At 67.7% G+C, this 19,896-nt stretch carries 16 protein-coding genes; 7 read left to right on the top strand and 9 right to left on the bottom strand.

The features are described from left to right. The first annotated feature begins 27 nt into the window (after positions 1-27). Positions 28-684, top strand: a complete 657-nt coding sequence (gene fsa / locus CP958_RS07840) for a fructose-6-phosphate aldolase (RefSeq protein ID WP_096701413.1) — start codon at positions 28-30, stop codon at positions 682-684. Here fsa and CP958_RS07835 read toward each other — a convergent pair. Continuing rightward, entirely contained in the window at positions 644-1,525 is an 882-nt protein-coding gene (locus CP958_RS07835) for a carbohydrate kinase family protein (protein WP_170958887.1), read from the bottom strand. The genes fsa and CP958_RS07835 overlap by 41 nt on opposite strands. 52 nt (positions 1,526-1,577) lie before the next feature. Here CP958_RS07835 and CP958_RS07830 point away from each other — a divergent pair, with 52 nt between their 5' ends. Next, entirely contained in the window at positions 1,578-2,807 is a 1,230-nt protein-coding gene (locus CP958_RS07830; RefSeq protein ID WP_096701412.1) for an MFS transporter, read from the top strand. Here the strand turns inward: CP958_RS07830 and CP958_RS07825 are convergent. The 4 genes from CP958_RS07825 to CP958_RS07810 all read right to left on the bottom strand — a co-directional run bounded on the left by CP958_RS07825 (position 2,786) and on the right by CP958_RS07810 (position 8,338). Beyond that, complete coding sequence (locus tag CP958_RS07825; RefSeq protein ID WP_096701411.1) at positions 2,786-4,156, bottom strand: ATP-binding protein; 1,371 nt, start codon at positions 4,154-4,156, stop codon at positions 2,786-2,788. The genes CP958_RS07830 and CP958_RS07825 overlap by 22 nt on opposite strands. Continuing rightward, complete coding sequence (locus CP958_RS07820; RefSeq protein WP_096701410.1) at positions 4,153-4,830, bottom strand: response regulator transcription factor; 678 nt, start codon at positions 4,828-4,830, stop codon at positions 4,153-4,155. The genes CP958_RS07825 and CP958_RS07820 overlap by 4 nt, the downstream gene beginning before the upstream one ends. A gap of 9 nt (positions 4,831-4,839) precedes the next feature. Then, positions 4,840-5,496: a DUF6134 family protein gene (locus CP958_RS07815; protein WP_096701409.1), complete on the bottom strand. Its 657-nt coding sequence runs from the start codon at positions 5,494-5,496 to the stop codon at positions 4,840-4,842. A gap of 64 nt (positions 5,497-5,560) precedes the next feature. Then, positions 5,561-8,338, bottom strand: a complete 2,778-nt coding sequence (locus CP958_RS07810; protein WP_096701408.1) for a ribonuclease E/G — start codon at positions 8,336-8,338, stop codon at positions 5,561-5,563. Positions 8,339-8,837: 499 nt separating this feature from the next. On the opposite strand from CP958_RS07810, the gene CP958_RS07805 reads away from it, so the two are divergent. From CP958_RS07805 to CP958_RS07795, 3 genes are all read left to right on the top strand, one after another. Next, positions 8,838-10,487, top strand: coding sequence for an N-acetylmuramoyl-L-alanine amidase (locus CP958_RS07805; protein WP_242442797.1), 1,650 nt, complete (start codon positions 8,838-8,840; stop codon positions 10,485-10,487). A gap of 3 nt (positions 10,488-10,490) precedes the next feature. Beyond that, complete coding sequence (locus CP958_RS07800; protein WP_096701406.1) at positions 10,491-10,820, top strand: hypothetical protein; 330 nt, start codon at positions 10,491-10,493, stop codon at positions 10,818-10,820. A 129-nt stretch (positions 10,821-10,949) separates the two neighbouring features. Beyond that, entirely contained in the window at positions 10,950-13,514 is a 2,565-nt protein-coding gene (locus CP958_RS07795; RefSeq protein ID WP_096701405.1) for a penicillin-binding protein 1A, read from the top strand. A gap of 146 nt (positions 13,515-13,660) precedes the next feature. Here the strand turns inward: CP958_RS07795 and CP958_RS07790 are convergent, their stop codons facing one another. From CP958_RS07790 to CP958_RS07775, 4 genes are all read right to left on the bottom strand, one after another. After that, on the bottom strand, positions 13,661-14,062 hold the full coding sequence (locus CP958_RS07790) for a response regulator (RefSeq protein WP_096701404.1): 402 nt from the start codon (positions 14,060-14,062) through the stop codon (positions 13,661-13,663). A gap of 88 nt (positions 14,063-14,150) precedes the next feature. Continuing rightward, complete coding sequence (locus tag CP958_RS07785; RefSeq protein WP_096701462.1) at positions 14,151-14,771, bottom strand: indolepyruvate oxidoreductase subunit beta; 621 nt, start codon at positions 14,769-14,771, stop codon at positions 14,151-14,153. 11 nt (positions 14,772-14,782) lie between these two features. Then, a complete protein-coding gene (locus tag CP958_RS07780; protein WP_096701461.1) occupies positions 14,783-16,639 on the bottom strand; it encodes a thiamine pyrophosphate-dependent enzyme in 1,857 nt (618 codons plus the stop codon). 171 nt (positions 16,640-16,810) lie between these two features. After that, positions 16,811-17,731: a LysR substrate-binding domain-containing protein gene (locus CP958_RS07775; protein WP_242442796.1), complete on the bottom strand. Its 921-nt coding sequence runs from the start codon at positions 17,729-17,731 to the stop codon at positions 16,811-16,813. A gap of 103 nt (positions 17,732-17,834) precedes the next feature. On the opposite strand from CP958_RS07775, the gene CP958_RS07770 reads away from it, so the two are divergent. Beyond that, positions 17,835-19,013 carry an acyl-CoA dehydrogenase gene (locus CP958_RS07770; RefSeq protein WP_096701459.1) on the top strand — a complete coding sequence of 393 codons (1,179 nt, stop codon included), beginning with the start codon at positions 17,835-17,837 and terminating at the stop codon, positions 19,011-19,013. 59 nt (positions 19,014-19,072) lie between these two features. Continuing rightward, positions 19,073-19,822: an electron transfer flavoprotein subunit beta/FixA family protein gene (locus CP958_RS07765; RefSeq protein WP_096701403.1), complete on the top strand. Its 750-nt coding sequence runs from the start codon at positions 19,073-19,075 to the stop codon at positions 19,820-19,822. Positions 19,823-19,896: the final 74 nt, after the last annotated feature.

Below are 19,896 nucleotides of genomic sequence, written 5' to 3'. Positions count from 1 at the left end.
GCAAACGCCAAGAGCAGGGGCCTTTTCATGAAGTTCTTCATCGATACCGCCGAAGTCGCCGAAATCAGCGAGCTTGCCGCCACCGGTCTGGTGGACGGCGTCACCACCAATCCGTCGCTGATCGCCAAGTCGGGGCGCAAGATTCTCGACGTGATCGCCGAGATTTGCGACATCGTGCCCGGCCCCGTCTCGGCCGAGGTGGCCGCCACCGATTTCGAGACCATGCTGGCCGAGGGCCGCAAGCTGGCGGGTCTGCGCCCCAACGTGGCGGTCAAGGTGCCGCTGACCCCGGCCGGTCTCAAGACCTGCAAGGTGCTGTCCGATGACGGCGTCAAGGTCAATGTCACCCTGTGCTTCTCGGCCAATCAGGCCATCCTGGCCGCCAAGGCCGGCGCCACCTTCATCTCGCCCTTCGTCGGGCGTCTGGACGATATCGGCCAGGACGGCATGGAGCTGATCGCCGACATCGTCGGAATCTACCGCGAGTATCCGGCCTTCCGCACCGAGGTGCTGGCCGCCTCCATCCGCCATCCCATGCATGTGACCGATGCGGCGCGGCTGGGCGCCCATGTGGTCACCATGCCGCCGTCGGTGCTGCGTCAGATGGTTCAGCATCCGCTGACCGACAAGGGGCTGGCCGCCTTCATGGCCGACTGGGCGAAGACCGGCCAGTCGATTCTCTGAGGATTTCCCTGACGGATTCGCGGTCGAGGAAAGACCCCATCCGGGTCACCTTGGCCGCGCCCCAGCGCACCGCCAGCGGCAGCGCCTGGGCCATGTCCAGCCTCAGGGCCAGGGCATGGGCCAAGCCGGCGGCGAAGGCGTCGCCGGCTCCGGTGGTGTCCACCACCTTGACATCGGGGGCGGTGGCCCGCAGCCGCTGTCCCTCGACGCCGAACGCTTCGGCCCCTTCCGCCCCATGGGTGATCACCACCCAGCGCAGGACGTCGCCGGCCAACCGGCGGCCTTCGCCCAGGGGGTCTGCCAGAATCCGGGCATCCAGGTCCCCGTGCGAGCCGACCAGCACCTGGGCGGGAAGGTGGCCCTCCGCCAGCGGGTGAAACTGGGCGACGATGGGGCACAGCGCCGCCTTGGACCGCAGCAGTTCCGCCAGATTCGGTCCGCTGGAGCGCACATAGACGCAATCGGCGTCCAGATCGAGCAGGCGACGGGGCGGGCGGCTTTCCCGTGCCCGGGTCAGGTTGATGATGGTGCGCTCGCCCTCGGGGTCCAGCAGGACCAGCGAATGGGTGCTGGGGCCGGAGATACGGGTGACCGGGCCGATATCGACGCCGTGGCGGGACAACTCGGCCAGCATTTCATCGGCCAGGGGATCGGTTCCCACCGCCGCCACCAGGGAAACCTCGTGGCCGGCGTGGGACAGGGCGATGGCCGTATTGGCACCGCCGCCGCCCAATCGGGCGACGGGAGGCGTGCCCTGCAGGTGGGCTCCCTCCCGCAGGCGGTGATCCAGGTGGATGACTTCGTCGCGGGCAACGCTGCCCAGGACCACGATTCGTGCCATCGCGGCCTCCCTATCTCTGCTCACAGGATAGCCCCAAAGGCGGGACGATGCCATGATCACCGTCATGACCGCATCCCATTCCAGCCGTGTCCCCCGTTCGTGGGGCCAGGCCCTGCGCCACCCCGGATACCGCCTGTTCTTCTGCGGCCAGGCGGTGTCGCTGATGGGATCGTGGATGCAGATGGTGGGGCAAAGCTGGCTGGTCTACCGCCTGACCGGCTCGGCCGAGATGCTGGGACTGGTGGGCTTCGCCAGCCAGATTCCGGTCTTCGTCTTCGGATTGCTGGGGGGCGCCGCGGCCGAGAGCCTGTCGCGGCGGCGGCTGATCCTGGTCACCCAGGGAGCCTTCCTGTTGCAGGCGGCGATGCTGGCGGCGCTGACCCTGGCCGGATGGGTCGAGGTCTGGCACGTCCTGGTCCTGGCGGTGCTGTTCGGCATCATCAACGCGGCCGATATTCCCGCCCGCCAGGCCTTCACCGTCGATCTGGTGGGCAAGGAGGACCTGGGCAACGCCGTGGCGCTGGATGCCTCCATCTTCAACGCGGCGCGGCTGGTGGCGCCGGCGGCGGCCGGAGCCCTGGTGGCGGCGGTGGGAGAGGGCTGGTGCTTCGCCATCAATGCCGCCAGCTTCCTGGCGGTGCTGGCTGCCCTGGCCCTGATGTCCGAACCCGAGGGCGGTCCGCCCGCGCCGACCGGCGAAAGCATGCTGTCGCGGGTGAAGGACGGCCTTGCCTTCGTGGCCGGGCACCGGCCCATCCTGGCGCTGATGGGCATGCTGGGCCTGGCCGGCATGATGGGCATGTCGTTCAGCGTGCTGATGCCGGTGTTCGCCGACCGGGTCCTGGCGGGCGGACCGGGGATGCTGGGGCTGCTGATGAGCGGGTCGGGGGCGGGTGCCCTGCTGGCCTCGCTGGCGGTGGCCGGGCCGGCGGGCGGAGCCTCGCGCGCCAGGGTGGTCTGGGGGCTGTGCTGGTTCGGCGCCGCCCTGGTGGCCTTTTCCCTGTCCTCGGTGCCGCTCCTGTCGGTGGGGCTGCTTGCCCTGGCCGGCATGGGGCTGGTGGCCCACAACACCGCGTCCCAGACCTTGGTCCAGACCCTGGTGCCCGATGCCTTCCGGGCACGGACCATGGCGCTTTACAGCATGACCTTCATGGTGGCCATGCCCCTGGGCTCGCTGCTGGCGGGACTGGCGTCCGAGCGTATCGGTCCCCAGCCCACCATGGTGCTGGGCGGCATGACCTGTATTCTCGGCGCCCTGGCCTATCGCCGCTGGGCGCCCTGATCGGCGAAGATCAGAGAGAACACCGCGCCGCCGCCGGGGCGGTCGTCCACCTCAACCCGCCCGCCATGGGCCTGCATGATTTCGCGGACGATGGCCAGTCCCAGGCCCGAGCCGCTCTTGCGCCGCTCTGCCCGCCAAAAGCGCTGGAAGATGCGCTCGCGCAGTTCGGCGGGAACGCCTGGGCCGCGATCTTCGACCCGCAGGATGGCGGGGGCCTCCACCCGGACGGTGACGGTGGTGTCGGGCGGCGTATGGGTCAGGGCGTTTTCCACCAGATTGCGCAGGGCGTTGAACACCGCCTCGGCATTGGCGGTGACCGGGCAGTCGCCCGGGGCCGCGATGACCTCGATCATGCGGCGCTGCTTCAAGGCCATGGGGGCCAGGAAGCTGCACACGTCCACGGCGACGGTGTTGAGATCGGCCTCCTCGTCCATGGCGACGGTCAGCGCCTCGGCGCGGGCCACGGCCAGCAACTGGCCGACCAGCTGGGTCATGGAATCCACGTCGCGCACCAGGGCCTCGCGGGTGGCGGGGTCGGGCAGGGTCTCGATATGGGCGCGTAGCACCGCCAGCGGCGTGCGCAATTCGTGAGCGGCGTCGGCGGTGAAGTCGCGCTGGATGCGGAACCCCGCCTCGATCCGGTCGAGAGCGCTGTTGACGGCGTGGACCAGCGGCAAGATCTCGCGCGGGACCTCTGCTTCCGGCAGGCGGATATCGGTGCTGGACGGGCCGATGGCGGCGGCCTGTTCCGACAGGCGCCGCAGCGGCAGCAGCGAGTTGCGGATGGTCACCAGGCTGACCAGCAGCATGGCGAACAGGAACGGCGCCCCCAGCCACCCGCCCTCGCGGGCGAAGCGCTCCACCAGCGAGCGGGTCATGGCGTCGAAATCGCTGCCGGTTTCCTCCACCTGGATCACCAGTTCCCCTATTTGGGTGCCCAGCAGGACGGCGGCGCCGAACATCAGGACCGGGCCGGGGCCGTCGGGGTTGTGGCGGTAAAGGCGGGGGCCGTCGCCCATCTCGGGCACCGGTCCCACCGCTTCGCCGCCCTTGACCAGGACGGCGCCGCTCGCCCGGTCACGCACCGCGAAGCGCAGGCCTCCCTCGGACTCGGCATAGGAGGCCAATTGCACCGGTGGCAGGTCGACGGCGATCTTGCCGCCGGGCAGCACGGCCACCTGATTGCGGATGGAGACCGCCTGCTCGATCAGATAGGTGTCGCGCATGATCTCGGTGACCGAGTGGTACTTCCACCACAGCCAGGAATAGGCCAGAACGATGGCGACCAGGGTCGTCAGCGACAGCCGGACGACGATGCGCCACAGGATGGCCGGCGGCTGGCGGATCAAGAAGTCCCGTCCGCCAACATGTAGCCGATGCCGCGCAGGGTGTGGACGGTGATCCGCGCCCCCGTCTGCTGCAGGCGCTTGCGCAGGCGCGATACCAGCACCTCCACCGAATTGGGGGTGACGTCGTCGTCGAAGCCGTACAGCCCCTCTTCCAGCGAGCGCTTGGACACCACCTTGCCCGAGCGGCGCAGCAGATGCTCCAGCATCTCCATCTCGCGCCGGGGCATGGGCACCAGCCTGCCGTCCACCCGCACCTCGCGCCCGGCGGTGTCGAAGGTCAGGTTGCCCAGGCTCAGCTCCACCGAAAGCGCCGCGCCGGGGCGGCGCAGGATGGCGCGCAGGCGGGCGATCAGTTCCTCCATGGCGAAGGGCTTCAGCAGATAGTCGTCGGCTCCGGCGTTCAGCCCCGATACCCGGTCGCTGACGCCGTCGCGGGCGGTCAGCACCATCATGGGGCAGGGGGCGGCCTTGGCCCGCTGGCTGCGGATGATATCGAGACCATCGCCGTCGGGCAGGCCGAGATCGAGGATCGCCGCCTGATACGCGGCGGAATCGAAGGCGGCCACCGCGTCGGCCACGGTGCCGAACACGTCGGGCACGAAACCGGCATTCTTCAACCCGGTGGAGATGAACTCGGCCAGACGGTCATTGTCTTCCACCAACAAGATACGCATGAGCCCCGCCTATTTCAGGACGTAATAGATGTCCGAGCCGTCATCACCCCTGATCCAGACCTGGACCAGGGTTTGGTCGGCATCGTACCACAATTCCCGGCGCAATCCGTCGTCCCACAGCCAGCGCGTGGCGCGGGTTGGCTTACCCCGTACCATGATGGTGTCCTCGCCCAGCACCTGGACCTTCAGCGGCGTCGGATTGCCGTCGCCGGGATCGAGCATCATGGTGAGGTGGGGCGAGGGGGGATGCCACAGGGAGCCGGGCAGCATCTCGGGGTGGCTGGTGGGCGGCTTGCCGTCCACCGATACCCGCATCTTGCCCCCGGTCACCTCGGCCTTGACCGCGTGACGCTCGCCGTCGTCGTTGGTGACGTAATCCAGCGATTTGAGCCGGCCGTTCTCCCAGATTTCGACGCCTTGCTGTTCGTAGACGAAGAAGGGGATGAGCAGGACGCTGACCCTTATGTCGGCCTCCACATGCACCTCGAAGCCGCCCTTGCGCGGCCGGAAGGCATAGGTGTGGTAGCCGATGGGGCCGCCGTTGCGGGTGACGGCGAAGGACAGGGTCTGCTCGGTCTGGGAGGCCAGGAAGGCGGGAGTGGCCGCCGCCGCCGTGGCGGAAACAAACAGGACCAGGGCGGCGATGAGCGGACGGAGGGTCCTCATGCAGGGCCGGCACCTCTGCTGCGACAGGCGGCCCCCGGAAAAACCGGGGGCCGCACACGTCGAATCAGGACATCAGGCGGTTCCACCAGCCCTTGCGCGGCGGCTTGGCCGGGGCCGGAGGCTCGGCCTCGGCCACCGGCTCGGCGGTGGGCGCCGCGACCGGCTCGGGCTCCGGCTGGGGCGCCGGGGCGGGTTCCGCGACCACGGCCACCGGTTCGGGAGCGGCGGTCTCCGCCGGTTCCTCGGTGACCACGGCTTCGGGCTGGGCTTCCACCTGGGCTTCGGCCTTCTTCTTGGCCGGGGCGCGCTTGCGCTTGGGCTTTTCCTCGGCAGCGGCCGGTTCCGCGGCGGCGGCGGCGGCCTTGGACCTGGACCTGGGCTTGGCCTTGGGTTCGGCCTTGGCCTCGGTCTCGGCTTCGGCTTCGACCTTCTTCTTGGCCGGGGCACGCTTGCGCTTGGGCTTTTCCTCGGAGACGGCTTGGGGAGCGGTCTCGTCGGCGGGCGCGGCGGCTTCCGTTTCCGGAGAGGCTTCGGCCTGGGCGGCCGTTTCCTCGGCTACGGAGTCAGCGGTCTCGGCGGCTTCGGAGCCTTCGCCGGCCTCGCCGCCTTCCCCCTCGCCCTCACCTTCGCCGTCACGGCGACGCCGGCGGCGGCCACCCCGGCGGCCACGGCGGCGCTTGCGCGGCTGATCGTCGTCGCCTCCCTCGGTCCGGGTGCCTTCACCCTCGCCCTCGGCCTCGGTCTCGGCTTCATCGTCACCGGCCTCGGATTCACCCTCGCCCTCGGCGTGGGGGTGGTCCTCGCCGGCGACAGCGGCCTCACCCTCCTGCTCGGGACGGTCATCGCCGGGCTTCCGGCGGCGACGGCGGCGGCGGCGGCGCTTGCGACCCTCGCTGTCCTCGCCCCGGTCTTCCTCGCCCCGGTCTTCCTTGGGCCGCTCCTCCCTGACCCGCTCGTCCCTGGCCCGGGCCGAGCGCTCGGGCTGAGCTTCCTCCTCCTCGTCCTCTTCTTCCTCGGCCTCTTCCGGCTCGGCCTCGACCGGCGGCCGATGGGCGGCGTCATCCATGGAGATGGCGGCGCGCGGCGGCTCGTCGGGGCGGAACTCGGCCTTGACCTTGTCCATGCGGAAAGCCGGCGGGATCAGGGTGTCATCGCCGGAAAGCAGCACGTCGAACTCGTAGCGTTCCTCGATGGCGGCGAGCGCCGAGCGCTTCTGGTTCAGGATGTACAGCGCGATGGCGGTGGGCACATAGACGGTGATCTCGGAAGAACGGCGGCGGATGCCCTCTTCCTCGATGGCGCGCAGGATGTGCACGGCGGCCGATTCCACCGAACGCACCAGACCGGTGCCGCCGCAATGGGGGCAGGGGCTGAAGGTGGTTTCCTGCAAGCTGGGGCGCAGGCGCTGGCGCGACAGTTCCAGCAGGCCGAAGGCGCTGATCTTGCCCACCTGGATGCGGGCGCGGTCGTTCTTCAGCGCTTCCTTCAGGCGGCGCTCAACCGCATGGTTGTTGCGGTTCTCCTCCATGTCGATGAAGTCGATGACGATCAGGCCGGCCAGATCGCGCAGGCGCAACTGGCGGGCCACCTCGTCGGAGGCCTCCATATTGGTCTTGAGCGCCGTCTCCTCGATGTGGCGCTCCTTGGTGGCGCGGCCCGAGTTGACGTCGATGGCGACCAGCGCCTCGGTCTGGCTGATGACGATGTAGCCGCCCGACTTCAGCTGGACCACCGGCGAATGCATGGCGTCGAGCTGGGCTTCCACCTGATAGCGGTGGAACATGGGCATCACCGGGTCCTTGTAGGGCTGGACCTTCTTGGCATGCGACGGCGTCAGCATGCGCATGTAGTCCTTGGCCAGGCGATAGCCCTCGTCGCCGTCCACCAGCACTTCGTCGATGTCGCGGGAATAAAGGTCGCGGATCGAGCGCTTGATCAGGCTGGCCTCTTCATAGACCAGGGAGGGCGCGCTGGACTTGAGAGTCAGCTCGCGCACGCTGTCCCACATGCGCAGCAGGTATTCGTAGTCGCGCTTGATCTCGGTCTTGGAGCGCTCGGAGCCGGCGGTGCGGATGATCACCGCCATGCCGTCGGGAATGTCCATCTCGTTGGCGATGGACTTGAGGCGGCGGCGATCGGTGGCGCTGACGATCTTGCGCGACACCCCGCCGCCACGGGCGGTGTTGGGCATCAGCACGCAATAGCGGCCGGCCAGGGACAGATAGGTGGTGAGAGCCGCGCCCTTGTTGCCGCGCTCCTCCTTGACCACCTGCACCAGCATGATCTGCCGGCGCTTGATCACTTCCTGAATCTTGTAGTTGCGCAGCAAACGGGCGCGGCGGCGCTCGTTCTCGGCGTCGTCGTCGCCGCCCACGGTTTCCACATGGCGCTTGCGCGGCGCCGGTTCGCCGCCCTCGCCGTTTTCACCGTTGTCGGAGGCGGGAGCGTCCTCGACGGTGGTGCCGTCGGTCTGCTCGGCGACGGCCTCGGCGGCCAGATGGCCCTCGCCGATAGGCTCGGCGTCGTCGCGGTCGTTGGTGGCCTCGCGCATCACCTCGGCGCGCTGGGCGGCCAGCAGCGCCTGACGGTCGGCCACCGGAATCTGGAAGTAGTCGGGGTGGATTTCGCTGAAGGCGAGGAAGCCGTGGCGGTTGCCCCCGTACTCGACGAAGGCAGCCTGAAGCGAGGGTTCGACCCTCACCACCTTGGCCAGATAAATGTTACCCTTCAGCTGCCGCTTGGTGGATGTCTCAACATCCAGTTCTTCCAGGCGGGTTCCATTGACCACCACGACCCGGGTCTCCTCCGGGTGGGTGGCATCGATCAACATACGCTTGACCATTAAGGCGATCTCTCCGTGGCGCCGCCCGCGACGCGCTAAGCGCATGCGAGCGGCTGTCTGATCCAGCGAAGCCGGCGCGTAGGCACGCGCGACCAATCAGTTTGCCGCTGGAACCAGCGGCGCCTCGGAAAACGACCGCGCGTCCGGCACCGGACACTGGCCTCATTCGGCGGGAACCTGATCGCGGGCGGATCCGCCCGGCTTCGAATTCTAGTCTGGCGTCGCGGTCCGAGCCATGGCGCATCCCCGGGTTCGCAGTCATTGCGAACCATCGTGACGCCATCGTCCCATAAAGGACTGTCGGATATTGCGAGCTCATGGGCAGTCAAAATAGCCTTGCTGAGTCCATTCGACAACGATCTTGTTGCAACCGGCCCACACACCGGGTCAATTCGGGGGAAGAGTCTGGTGAATCAATGCGTTTTGGGTTGAGCTTGAGTTCGCGTCTGCGCTATAGCTGTGAACGGGATTTACCAATCGGCCCGTGGCCATGAGGCAGATGAGGACCAGACCGCGTTTCCTTTCGGCATTGATGGCCCTGGCGTTGCTGTGGGGAGTGGGCGGCGTGTCCCAATCCCTGGCGGCGACGGCGTCGGGTGCGCGGCTGGGCATTCACGGCGACGGCATCACCCGCTTCGTCCTCGACCTGTCCGATCAGGTGGCGTTCAAGGTCACCCCCGTCGCCGATCCCTACCGCATCGCCATCGATCTGTCGGGAGCCGATTTCACCGGGTCGCCCAGCATTCCCAAGCCGTGGGGCATGGTCAATTCCATGCATCTGGACGGCGGCCGCATCATGCTGGACCTGCGCAAGCCCGCCCTGGTCAAGAGCGCCTTCATCATTCCGCCGCGCGACGGCATGAGCTATCGCCTGGTGGTGGATCTGGCGGAGACCACGCGGGAAGCCTTCCTGGCCGTCGCCGGTCCTGCCGCCGGTGCCGCCAGCGCCAAGGCGCCGGTCCTGAAGCCGCCGGTATCCGCCAAGCTGGCCCCGCCGCCGCCGCCCGCCGCCGCCAAGGCGGCTCCCAAGCCGGTGGAGGAGTTCCATCTGCCGGAGGCGGTCGTTACTCCGCCCGCCGTCACTCCCCCGGCCGCCGGCCGCATCGTGGTGACCAGCCCCAATGCTCCCGCCGACGCCCTGCCGCCGGAACCGGTGACCTCGGCGCCGGTGGTGGTGGCCGCGCCCGTTCCGGCCGCCCCGGTCGTTCTGGTGCCGCCGCCCATGCCGGTGGAGCGTCCGCAGACCGCCGACAAGCCGGCGCGGGGCGCCCCCGGGGCGCCCATGCTGTCGGCTCCCATGCCGCCGCCGCCCGAACGGCCCGCGCCGCCTCCGCCCGCTCCGGTCCAGTCCGTCGCGGCGCCTCAGGTGGCTCCGCCCGCTCCCCAGCCGGCCCCCCAGCAGGCGGTACAGCCGCCGTCTCCCTCCATGGAGAGCTTCGCCAAGGCCAAGGACGGCGTGCCGGTGATCGTCATCGACCCCGGCCATGGCGGCGTCGACCCCGGTGCCACCGGCGTGTCCGGCACCTATGAGAAGCACATCACCCTGGCCATGGCGCGCGAGCTGAAGGCCATGCTGGAGCGCAACGGGCGCTACCGCGTGCATCTGACCCGCGACCGCGACGTGTTCATCCGTCTGCGCGAGCGCATCGCCATCGCCCGCGCCCAAGGCGCCGACCTGTTCGTCTCGCTTCACGCCGACGCGGTGCAAAATCCGCAGATCCGCGGCCTGTCGGTCTATACCCTGTCGCGCAACGCCTCGGACGCCGAGGCGCAGGCCCTGGCGGAAAAGGAAAATAAGGCCGACCTCATCGCCGGCATCGACCTGACCCACGAATCCGCCGACGTGGCCGGCATCCTGATCGATCTGGCCCAGCGCGAGACCATGAACCGCTCGGCCGGCTTCGCCACCGAACTGGTGGATGAGGTGGGCCAGGAGATGGACCTGCTGGGCAATACCCACCGCTTCGCCGGCTTCGCCGTGCTGAAGGCTCCCGATGTGCCGGCGGTGCTGGTGGAGATGGGCTACCTCTCCAACGAGTCCGAGGAGAAGATGCTGCGCCAGCCGCAGTACCGCGCCCGTCTGGCCAAGTCCATCGCCAAGGCGGTGGAGCGCTTCTTTCCCCCCAACCTCAAGGCCAAGCGGCCGTAACCGGTGGTCAGTCGCCTCGGCCTCCTGCTGCTCTCGGCGATACTGGCGCTTCCCGCCCGGGCCGAGACCCGTCCGTCCGTGCCGTGCCTGACCTGCCCGCGCACGGTGCCCGCCTGCTGGATGGTGGTCTATCGCTGGACCGACTACAATCTGCGCTCGGGGCCGGGCAACCACATGGTGATCACCAATGGGCCGCCGCCCAGCCGGCCGGAGATGGCCCAGGCGGCCGAGGACATCATGCGCGGTATGCCCAAGGGCATGAAGGCCGCCCTGGTGGGGACCAGCCGCATCGACTGCCCCGAACCCATCAAGGCGGCGGCGCGCCAGCCTTAGGCATCGGCGGATGCCTCCCTTGCCCAGATGATGGTGGACAGCCGCTTTTATCGCCTGCATCTTCCCGACACTTGACGCCGGACGCCGCGAGGCGGTACCACCGGGCCTGTTCGCGAGGCACCGCACCCCATGTTCCGCTTCCTGCTTGGACTGTTCAGCCTGTTGATCCTGCTGGCCATCGTTGGCGCGGCCGGGACGCTGTTCGTTTTCTGGCATTACGGCCGGGGGCTGCCCGACTATCACCAACTGGCCCATTACGAGCCGCCGATCACCACCCGCGTCTATGGTGGCGACGGCCGTCTGGTGGCCGAGTATGCGGTGGAAAAGCGGGTGTTCGTGCCGCTGCCGGTCATCCCCCAACTGGTCAAGGACGCCTTCCTGTCGGCCGAGGACAAGAATTTCTACAGCCACGCAGGCATCGACCCGGTGGGCATCGCGCGCGCCATCGCCGTCAACCTGAAGAACCGGGGCAAGGGTGCCGACCGGCGGCCGGTGGGCGCCTCGACCATCACCCAGCAGGTGGCCAAGAACTTCCTGCTGACCAACGAGGTGTCCATCGAGCGCAAGGTGAAGGAGGCCATCCTGGCGCTGCGCATCGAGCGCACCTTCTCCAAGGACCATATCCTCGAGCTGTATCTCAACGAGATTTATCTGGGCAGCGGCGCCTACGGCGTGGCGGCGGCGGCGCTCAACTATTTCGACAAGGGCCTGGACGAGCTGAACGTGGCCGAGGCCGCCTATCTCGCCGCCCTGCCCAAGGCGCCCAACAACTACAACCCCCATCGCCATCCCCAGGCCGCCAAGGAGCGTCGGGACTGGGTGATCGGACGGCTGTTCGAGGACGGCAAGATCACCCAGACCGAATACCAGACCATGGTCGCCATGCCGCTGGAGGTCCGCACCCGCAAGGAGATGCAGGCCACCCAGGGCGGCGATTACTTCGCCGAGGACATCCGCCGCGAATTGCAGGCCAAGTACGGCGAATCCGCCCTGTGGAAGGGCGGACTGGTGGTGCGCGCCTCCATGGACGCCAAGCTGCAGGCCATGGGGTCCAGGGTGCTGCGCCAGGGATTGGCCAATTATGACCGCCGCCACGGCTGGCGCGGTCCCGTCACCCGTATTCCCGCCGCCGCCGGCTGGGGGCCGCTGCTGGCCGCCGTGCCGCGCCCCGGCGGCGCCGACGAGGCCTGGCAGACCGCCGTGGTGCTGGCGCTGAACGATCACGAGGCCACCCTGGGCCTGGTGGGCGGCAAGGTCGGCCACCTGCCCTTCTCCGAGATGAAGTGGGCGCGCCCCACCCTGGAGCGTTCGGCCACCGGCCCCTTCCCCCGCCGTCCCGCCGACGTTGTGGCGCTGGGCGACGTCATCCTGGTTGAACCGGCGGCCAAGGGCGACGACGGCAAGCCGTTGCCCGCCAATGCCTTCAGCCTGCGCCAAATTCCCAAGGTCGAGGGTGCCCTGGTGGCCATCGATCCCCATACCGGCCGCGTCCTGGCCATGGTGGGCGGCTGGTCCTATGGCAAGAGCCAGTTCAACCGCGCCTCCCAGGCCATGCGCCAGACCGGCTCGTCGTTCAAGCCGTTCATCTATCTGACGGCGCTGGAAAACGGCTACACGCCCTCGTCCCTGGTGCTGGACGCTCCCATCGCCTTGCCGCAGGGACCGGGTCTGCCCCTGTGGCGGCCCAAGAACTACCACGACGACTATCTCGGCCCGACCACGCTGCGCGTCGGCATCGAGAAGTCGCGCAACCTGATGACCGTGCGTCTCGCCCAGGCGCTGGGCATGGACAAGGTGGCCGATTACGCCGGCCGCTTTGGCATCTACGACAACCTGCCGCGTCAGCTGTCCATGGCGCTGGGCGCCGGCGAAACCACGCCGCTGCGCCTCACCGCCGCCTACGCCATGCTGGTCAACGGCGGGAAGAGGGTGCGGCCCACCCTGATCGACCGTATCCAGGACCGCAACGGCAAGACCATCTTCAGCCACGACCTGCGCTTCTGCGACGGCTGCTCGGCCGGTCGCTTCACCGGCCAGGACATGCCGGTGCTGCCCGATATCCGCGAGCAGATGGTCGACCCCGTCTCGGCCTATCAGATGGTCAGCATCCTGGAAGGCGTGGTGCAGCGCGGCACCGGCACCTCGGTCCGCGCGGTGGGCAAGCCGCTGGCCGGCAAGACCGGCACCTCCAACGATTCCAACGACGTGTGGTTCGTCGGCTTCTCGCCCGATCTGGCGGTGGGCGTGTTCGTCGGCTTCGACGAGCCCTCGACCCTGGGCGCCAAGGAAACCGGCGGCTCCATCGCTGCGCCCATCTTCCGCGACTTCATGATCGAAGCGCTGAAGGACAAGCCGCCGACCCCGTTCCGCGTCCCGCCCGGCGTCCGGCTGGTGCGCGTCAACGCCCATACCGGCAAGCCGGCCATGCCCGGCGACACCAAGGCCATCTACGAGGCGTTCAAGGGCAGCGACCGTATGCCCGGCGACGAGGAAGACGTGCTGGAAGGCTCGGGCGGCATCGATGCCGGCTTCAGTTTCGCTCCCTTCCTGGGAGCGGAAGAAGGCGCGTCGACCAACGTGCAGCTTACCCCGCCGCCCGGCGCGGTTCCCGGCCCCGACGGCACTATTCCCACCGTCCCGCCGGTCCAGGCACCGGCCAGCGGCCCGGCCCCCTCGGCGGGTGGGCTGTATTAGAGTTTAACCGAAGGGATTCTATCGCCTCGTCATGGCCGGGCTTGACCCGGCCATCCATGGACCCCCGGATCAAGTCCGGGGGTGACGGCGTTTCGACCTGAACCTGACAAACTCTAGGGGTGACCCAGGGGCGGCCCGAAGCCCGTTCAGCCCCGCGCGTCGCTCATCACCTTGATGATCTTTTCCTTGAGCGCCGGGGGCAGGACCGGCTTGGCCAGGAAGGCGTTGACGTTCAGTTCCTTGGCGCGGCCCACCGTGGCGGCGTCGGTGTGGGCGGTCAGCATCACTACCGGCAAATCCTTGCCGAAGGGCAGGGCGCGGAGCATCTTGACGAAACCGAAGCCATCCATGGGGCGCATCTGCACGTCGCAGATCACCACGTCGGGGCGTTCCATCTCCACCGTTTCCAGGCCGGAATTGCCGTCATGGGCCTCGACCACCGAGCCGACGCCGACCTGTTGCAGCATCTTCTTGACGATGGTCCGGACGAATTCCTGATCGTCGATGATCAGCACCTTCAGCGTGCCGAGATCCACTGCCGCCGCCATCCGAGTCTTCCCCTGGAAATAACATTCTCACCGGTTCGTTGAGGCTAACAGAACCCGGTGAGAATGCCAAAGGTGGAAGCTGCCTATATCAGGCGGCTGAGGTCTTGGTCTTGGCGCTGCCGGCGGCGTCGCGGCCGGCGGCGAAGGCCCGCTGGTTGACTTCGACCATTGCGGGCTTCCTTTCGCGGAAGCGTCCGACGATCTGCTCCTCCAGCTCGCTGGCCGGGAAGGGCAGGTAATCGGCGATGGCGCCCAGCATGATGGTGTTGACCAGACGCAGGTCGCCCAGCTCGCGGGCGATGGCGCCGGCGTCGAAGTCATAGACGGTGACGCCCGCCGCCCGCATCTGGGCCACCGGATCGTCGGGATACTTGAACAGCCCGGCCGAGACCACCGGCGGCACCAGACGGATGGTGTTGACCATGGCCACGCCGCCGGGGCGCAGCATGTCGGCCCAGCGGGAGCCCTCGGCCACCTCGAAGGCCACCAGGATGTCGGCGGTACCCGGCGTGATGACCGGCGACCAGACCCTTTTTCCGAAGCGGACGTGGCTGGTGACCACGCCGCCGCGCTGGGCCATGCCGGCCACTTCCGACTTCTTGCAGTCCAGGCCGCGCGCGATGGCCGCCTGGGACAGGATCTCGGCGGCGGTCATGACGCCCTGGCCGCCGGTGCCGCATACGAGGATATTGGTGATCACATCGTTCATGATGGTGTCCCTCACTCAGCCGCCGCGGCGGGCTTGGCCAGCACGATGGCGTTGGGGCCGCACGATTCCACGCACATATGGCAGCCGGTGCACATGGCGGTATCGATGGTGGTGAACTTCAGCTCGTTGACCTTGCCGTCGGGGCGGACCTTGGATTCCGAGCGCTTCACCGTGATGGCCGGACAGCCCACGTTGATACAGTTGCCGCAGCCGGTGCAGTCGTCGTCCACCACCTTGTAGGGTTCGATCTTGGTGTAGAACTCGGACAGCACGCAAGGACGGTCGGTGATGATCACCGAGACCTCGGGGATGGCGGTTTCCCGCTTGATGGTCTTGAACACCACCGGCAGCACGTAGGGATCGATCTTCGAGATGCGCTCGGGCTTGACGCCGAGCGCTTCCACCAGACGCACGAAATCGACGCGCGGCGTGTCGTCGCCGTTCAGGCCCTTGCCGGTACCGGCATGGTTCTGGCCGCCGGTCATGCCGGTGGTGCGGTTGTCGAGGATCAGGACGGTGACGTTGCCCCGGTTGTAGACGATGTCCAGCAGACCCTGCATGCCCATGTGCAGGAAGGTGGAATCGCCGATGACGGCGACCACGGCCTTGTCCTTGGTCTCTTCCGAGCGGGCCTTGTCCATGCCGAGCGCGATGCCCATGGAGGCACCCATGGAGATGGTGCTGTCCAGCGCGTTCCACGGATGGCCGGCACCCAGGGTGTAGCAGCCGATATCGCCCGAGATCTGGACGTTCTTGCGCATGCGGGCCAGCGAATAGTAGACGCCCATATGGGGGCAGGCGGCGCACATGGTCGGCGGGCGGGGGAAGGGATCGAACTTCGGATAGGTCGTGGTCGGCGGCAGCGGCTCGCCCAGGAAGGTCTTGATGGCCGGGATCAGCACGTTGGGGGTCAGCTCGCCCAGGCGGGGCAGCAGGTCCTTGCCGTGGATGGCCTGCAGGCCGGCGGCCTTCAGTTCGCGCTCCATCAGCGGCTCGGTCTCCTCGACCACCACCAGATGCTCGACCCCTGCTGCCAGCTTCTCCACCAGCGCCACCGGCACCGGATAGGTGAAGCCCAGCTTGAGGACGGGCGCGTCGGGGAAGCTCTCGCGCACATGCATGTAGGCGGGGCCAGAGGTAACGAAGCCGATCCGCTTGTCCGAGCCGTCGTCCAGGAAGTTCATGGGCGAGGCTTCGGCCAGGGTCTGCAGCTTGCCTTCGCGGGCGATCTGGGCCGGCAGCAGGCCCTTGGCGTTGGCCGGCGTCATCACCCAGCGTCTGGCGTCGGACTTGAAGCCGCCGATGTCGTGCTTGACCTTCTCGCCCACCTGCACCACCGCCTTGACGTGGCAGACGCGGGTGGTCAGGCGCAGGATGACGGGGGTGTTGTAGGCCTCGGAAAGCTCGAAGGCGTACTTCGCCATCTCGTAGGCTTCCTGGGAATCGGCGGGCTCGAGCACCGGGACATGGGCGAAGCGACCCCAGAAGCGCGAGTCCTGCTCGTTCTGGGAGGACGACATGCCCACGTCGTCGGCCACGGCGATCACCAGGCCGCCGATCACGCCGGCCACAGTCACCGTCATGAAAGCGTCCGAGGCGACGTTGAGGCCCACATGCTTCATGGCGCAGAACGCACGGGCACCCGACATGGAGCCGCCGATGGCCACCTCCATGGCGACCTTCTCGTTCACCGACCATTCGGCGTAGAGATCGGGATAGAGCGACAGGCTCTCCAGAATCTCGGTCGACGGGGTGCCGGGATAGGCGGCGGCCACCTTGGCGCCGGCCTCCCATACGCCCCGGGCGATGGCATCGTTACCCGACAACAAAAGCCGCGATTGCGGCTTGGCCTGAACGGCTGCGGACATGAACAAGCTCCTCACGCTCTCCGGTATCATCCGCCGGCGCGGGGGCTTCCCCTCTCTTTGCCGCGGAACGGGGCGGAGCCTAACACCGTCGGGGGCTTCACCGGAAGCAGAATGCACATTCAGCTTACGTGATTGCGTTACGATGCGATACTTATAAACAGATTGTGCGTATCACTTCCAGCGGCCGTCGGTGGTCAGCAGGTCCAGGTGCTCGACGGCGATGGCGTGCACCGCCTTGGCGGCGATGGACAGCGGCCGGTCCGAGGCGTGGGCCAGCGAGATGGTCCGCTCGATTTCCGGCGATACGATGGGCACCGCGTCCAGGTTGGCGGCCTCGGGACCGAAACGGGCGTAGCGCTCCGACAGTACGGTGTAGCCGGCCCCGGCGGCGACCAGCGACTTGATCTGGTCCAGGGCATCGATTTCGATCACCACCTGGGGCTCGGTGCCCAAGGTGCGGGCGGCGCGCTCCACCTCGGCCCGCACCCCGTGGGGGCGGCCGGGCAGGATCAGCGGCAGGGTCAGCACACGGGCCAGATCGATGTCGTGGCGGCTGTCCAGCAGCGGATCGCCCTTGGTGGAGACCAGGGCCAAACGCTCGCGGGCGATGAAGCGGGTGGCGAGGCCGGGGGGGTGTTCCGAGCCGAAGACCAGCGCCATGTCCACCGAGCCCGACAGCACCCATTCCAGCATGTGGCCGGACAGACCCTCCACCACCCTGAGATGGATGGAGGGATGGCGGCGGCGCACCGCCAGGGCCAGAGGCACGGTCAGCAGCGGCCCCAGCGAGGTGGGAATGCCGATCACCGCCGGCCCGGCGGGGGCGGCTTCCAGTCCCCGGATTTCGTCCTTGAGACTCCCCATGCGCTCGACCAGGACGCCGGCCCGCACGGCCAGACGCATGCCGCTTTCGGTGGGGACCACGCCGCGCGCCGTCCGGTGCACCAGCGGGCAGCCGAACTCTTCCTCCAGCCGCTTGAGGTGCAGGCTGAGTGCCGGCTGGGCCACGCGCAACGCCTCGGCCGCCTTGCTCAGCGAGCCGTGTTCGACGATGCCCAGGAAGTAGCGAAGCTGGCGGATATCCATGGACATATAATGAAACGTTATGGTCACCATAGAAAAGATATTTTTCTCATGATGGCTCGGATGCGCCATGGTGCCTCCAGTGCCATTCATTCACGTGGGAGACATCACCGTGCAGAATTTCAAGTGGGACGACCCCTTTCTCCTGGAAGACCAGCTCAGCGAAGACGAGAAGCTGATCCGCGACTCGGCGCATGCCTATTGCCAGGAGAAGCTCCAGCCCCGCGTGATGAAGGCGTTTCGCGACGAGACCTTCGACCGCGAGATCATGAACGAGATGGGCGAGATGGGCCTGCTTGGCCCCACCATCCCCGAGGAATACGGCGGGCCGGGCGTCAACCACGTGGCCTACGGCCTGATCTCGCGCGAGGTGGAGCGGGTCGATTCCGGCTATCGCTCGGCCATGAGCGTGCAGTCGTCGCTGGTGATGCATCCCATCTTCAGCTACGGCACCGAAGAGCAGAAGAAGAAGTACCTGCCCCGTCTGGCCACCGGCGAGATCGTCGGCTGTTTCGGCCTGACCGAGCCCGATGCCGGTTCCGATCCGGGCGGCATGCGGACCCGTGCCAAGAAGGTCGACGGCGGCTACCTGCTGACCGGCTCCAAGATGTGGATCACCAATTCCCCCATCTCGGACATCGCCATCGTCTGGGCCAAGTCCGACGCCCATGAGGGCAAGATCAAGGGCTTCATCGTCGAGAAGGGCATCAAGGGCTTCACCACTCCGAAGATCGAGGGCAAGCTCTCTCTGCGTGCCTCCATCACCGGCGAGATCGTCCTCGACGAGGCTTTCGTCCCCGACGAGGCGCTGATGCCCAACGCTTCCGGCCTGGGTGGCCCGTTCGGCTGCCTGAACAAGGCCCGCTACGGCATCGCCTGGGGCGTCATCGGCGCCGCCGAGTTCTGCTGGCATGCGGCCCGCCAGTACATGCTGGACCGCAAGCAGTTCGGCCGTCCGCTGGCCGCCAACCAGATCCCCCAGTTGAAGCTGGCCAACATGATGACCGAAATCACGCTCGGCCTGCAGGCCTGCGTGCGCGTCGGCCGCATGATGGACGAGGGCACCTGGGCTCCCGAGGCCGTGTCGCTGATCAAGCGCAACAATTGCGGCAAGTCGCTGGACATCGCCCGCATGGCGCGTGACATGCACGGCGGCAACGGCATCTCGGAAGAGTTCCACGTCATTCGCCACATGGTGAACCTGGAGACCGTGAACACCTACGAAGGTGCCCACGACGTCCATGCCCTGATCCTGGGCCGGGCCATGACCGGCATCCAGGCGTTCTCCTAAAAACCATGAACCTACCGGCCGGGCCTTCGGGCCCGGCCGACTAACGGATTGAAAGACAAATGAAAGTCCTGGTCGCGATCAAGCGGGTGATCGACTACAACGTGAAGATCCGGGTGAAGTCGGACGGTTCGGGCGTCGAGACGCAGAACGTGAAGTTCTCCATGAACCCGTTCGACGAGATCGCGGTGGAGGAGGCGGTTCGGCTCAAGGAAGCGGGCAAGGCCGCCGAGGTGGTGGTGGTGTCGGTGGGCCCGGCGGCGGCATCGGAGACGCTGCGCACCGCTCTGGCCATGGGCGCCGACCGCGGCATCCTGGTGGCGAGCGACGAGGAGGTGCAGCCGCTGGCCGTCGCCAAGGTCCTGAAGGCCCTGGTGGACAAGGAACAGCCCGGTCTGATCATCCTGGGCAAGCAGGCCATCGACGACGACAGCAACCAGACCGGCCAGATGCTGGCGGCGCTGCTGGGCCGCCCCCAGGGCACCTTCGCCTCCAAGCTGGAGATCGTCGGCGAATCCATCACGGTGACCCGTGAGGTGGACGGCGGCCTGGAGACGGTGAGCCTCAGGCTGCCGGCGGTGGTGACCACCGACCTGCGCCTCAACGAGCCGCGCTACGCGTCCTTGCCCAACATCATGAAGGCCAAGAAGAAGCCCATCGACACGGTCTCGCCGGCCGATCTGGGCGTCGACGTGGCGCCGCGCCTGGTGACGCTGAAGGTCGAGGAGCCGCCCAAGCGCAAGGCCGGCATCAAGGTGCCCGACGTGGCCGCCCTGGTCGACAAGCTGAAGAACGAAGCCAAAGTCATTTAACACTTCATCGTCATGGCCGGGCTCGACCCGGCCATCCACGACGGTGCCGCAGCACCCAGGATCGAGGCGCGGCA

Origin of the sequence: Magnetospirillum sp. 15-1, from assembly GCF_900184795.1 — a bacterium.
Classification (GTDB): domain Bacteria; phylum Pseudomonadota; class Alphaproteobacteria; order Rhodospirillales; family Magnetospirillaceae; genus Phaeospirillum.
This window is presented reverse-complemented; position numbering and strand designations above follow the sequence as displayed.

Coding starts and splice junctions, on each gene's coding strand:
- fsa (WP_096701413.1), top strand. CDS start 28: ATGAAGTTCTTCATCGATACCGCCGAAGTCGCCGAAATCAGCGAGCTT.
- CP958_RS07835 (WP_170958887.1), bottom strand. CDS start 1,525: ATGGCACGAATCGTGGTCCTGGGCAGCGTTGCCCGCGACGAAGTCATC.
- CP958_RS07830 (WP_096701412.1), top strand. CDS start 1,578: ATGATCACCGTCATGACCGCATCCCATTCCAGCCGTGTCCCCCGTTCG.
- CP958_RS07820 (WP_096701410.1), bottom strand. CDS start 4,830: ATGCGTATCTTGTTGGTGGAAGACAATGACCGTCTGGCCGAGTTCATC.
- CP958_RS07815 (WP_096701409.1), bottom strand. CDS start 5,496: ATGAGGACCCTCCGTCCGCTCATCGCCGCCCTGGTCCTGTTTGTTTCC.
- CP958_RS07810 (WP_096701408.1), bottom strand. CDS start 8,338: ATGGTCAAGCGTATGTTGATCGATGCCACCCACCCGGAGGAGACCCGG.
- CP958_RS07805 (WP_242442797.1), top strand. CDS start 8,838: ATGAGGACCAGACCGCGTTTCCTTTCGGCATTGATGGCCCTGGCGTTG.
- CP958_RS07795 (WP_096701405.1), top strand. CDS start 10,950: ATGTTCCGCTTCCTGCTTGGACTGTTCAGCCTGTTGATCCTGCTGGCC.
- CP958_RS07790 (WP_096701404.1), bottom strand. CDS start 14,062: ATGGCGGCGGCAGTGGATCTCGGCACGCTGAAGGTGCTGATCATCGAC.
- CP958_RS07785 (WP_096701462.1), bottom strand. CDS start 14,771: ATGAACGATGTGATCACCAATATCCTCGTATGCGGCACCGGCGGCCAG.
- CP958_RS07780 (WP_096701461.1), bottom strand. CDS start 16,639: ATGTCCGCAGCCGTTCAGGCCAAGCCGCAATCGCGGCTTTTGTTGTCG.
- CP958_RS07775 (WP_242442796.1), bottom strand. CDS start 17,731: ATGTCCATGGATATCCGCCAGCTTCGCTACTTCCTGGGCATCGTCGAA.
- CP958_RS07765 (WP_096701403.1), top strand. CDS start 19,073: ATGAAAGTCCTGGTCGCGATCAAGCGGGTGATCGACTACAACGTGAAG.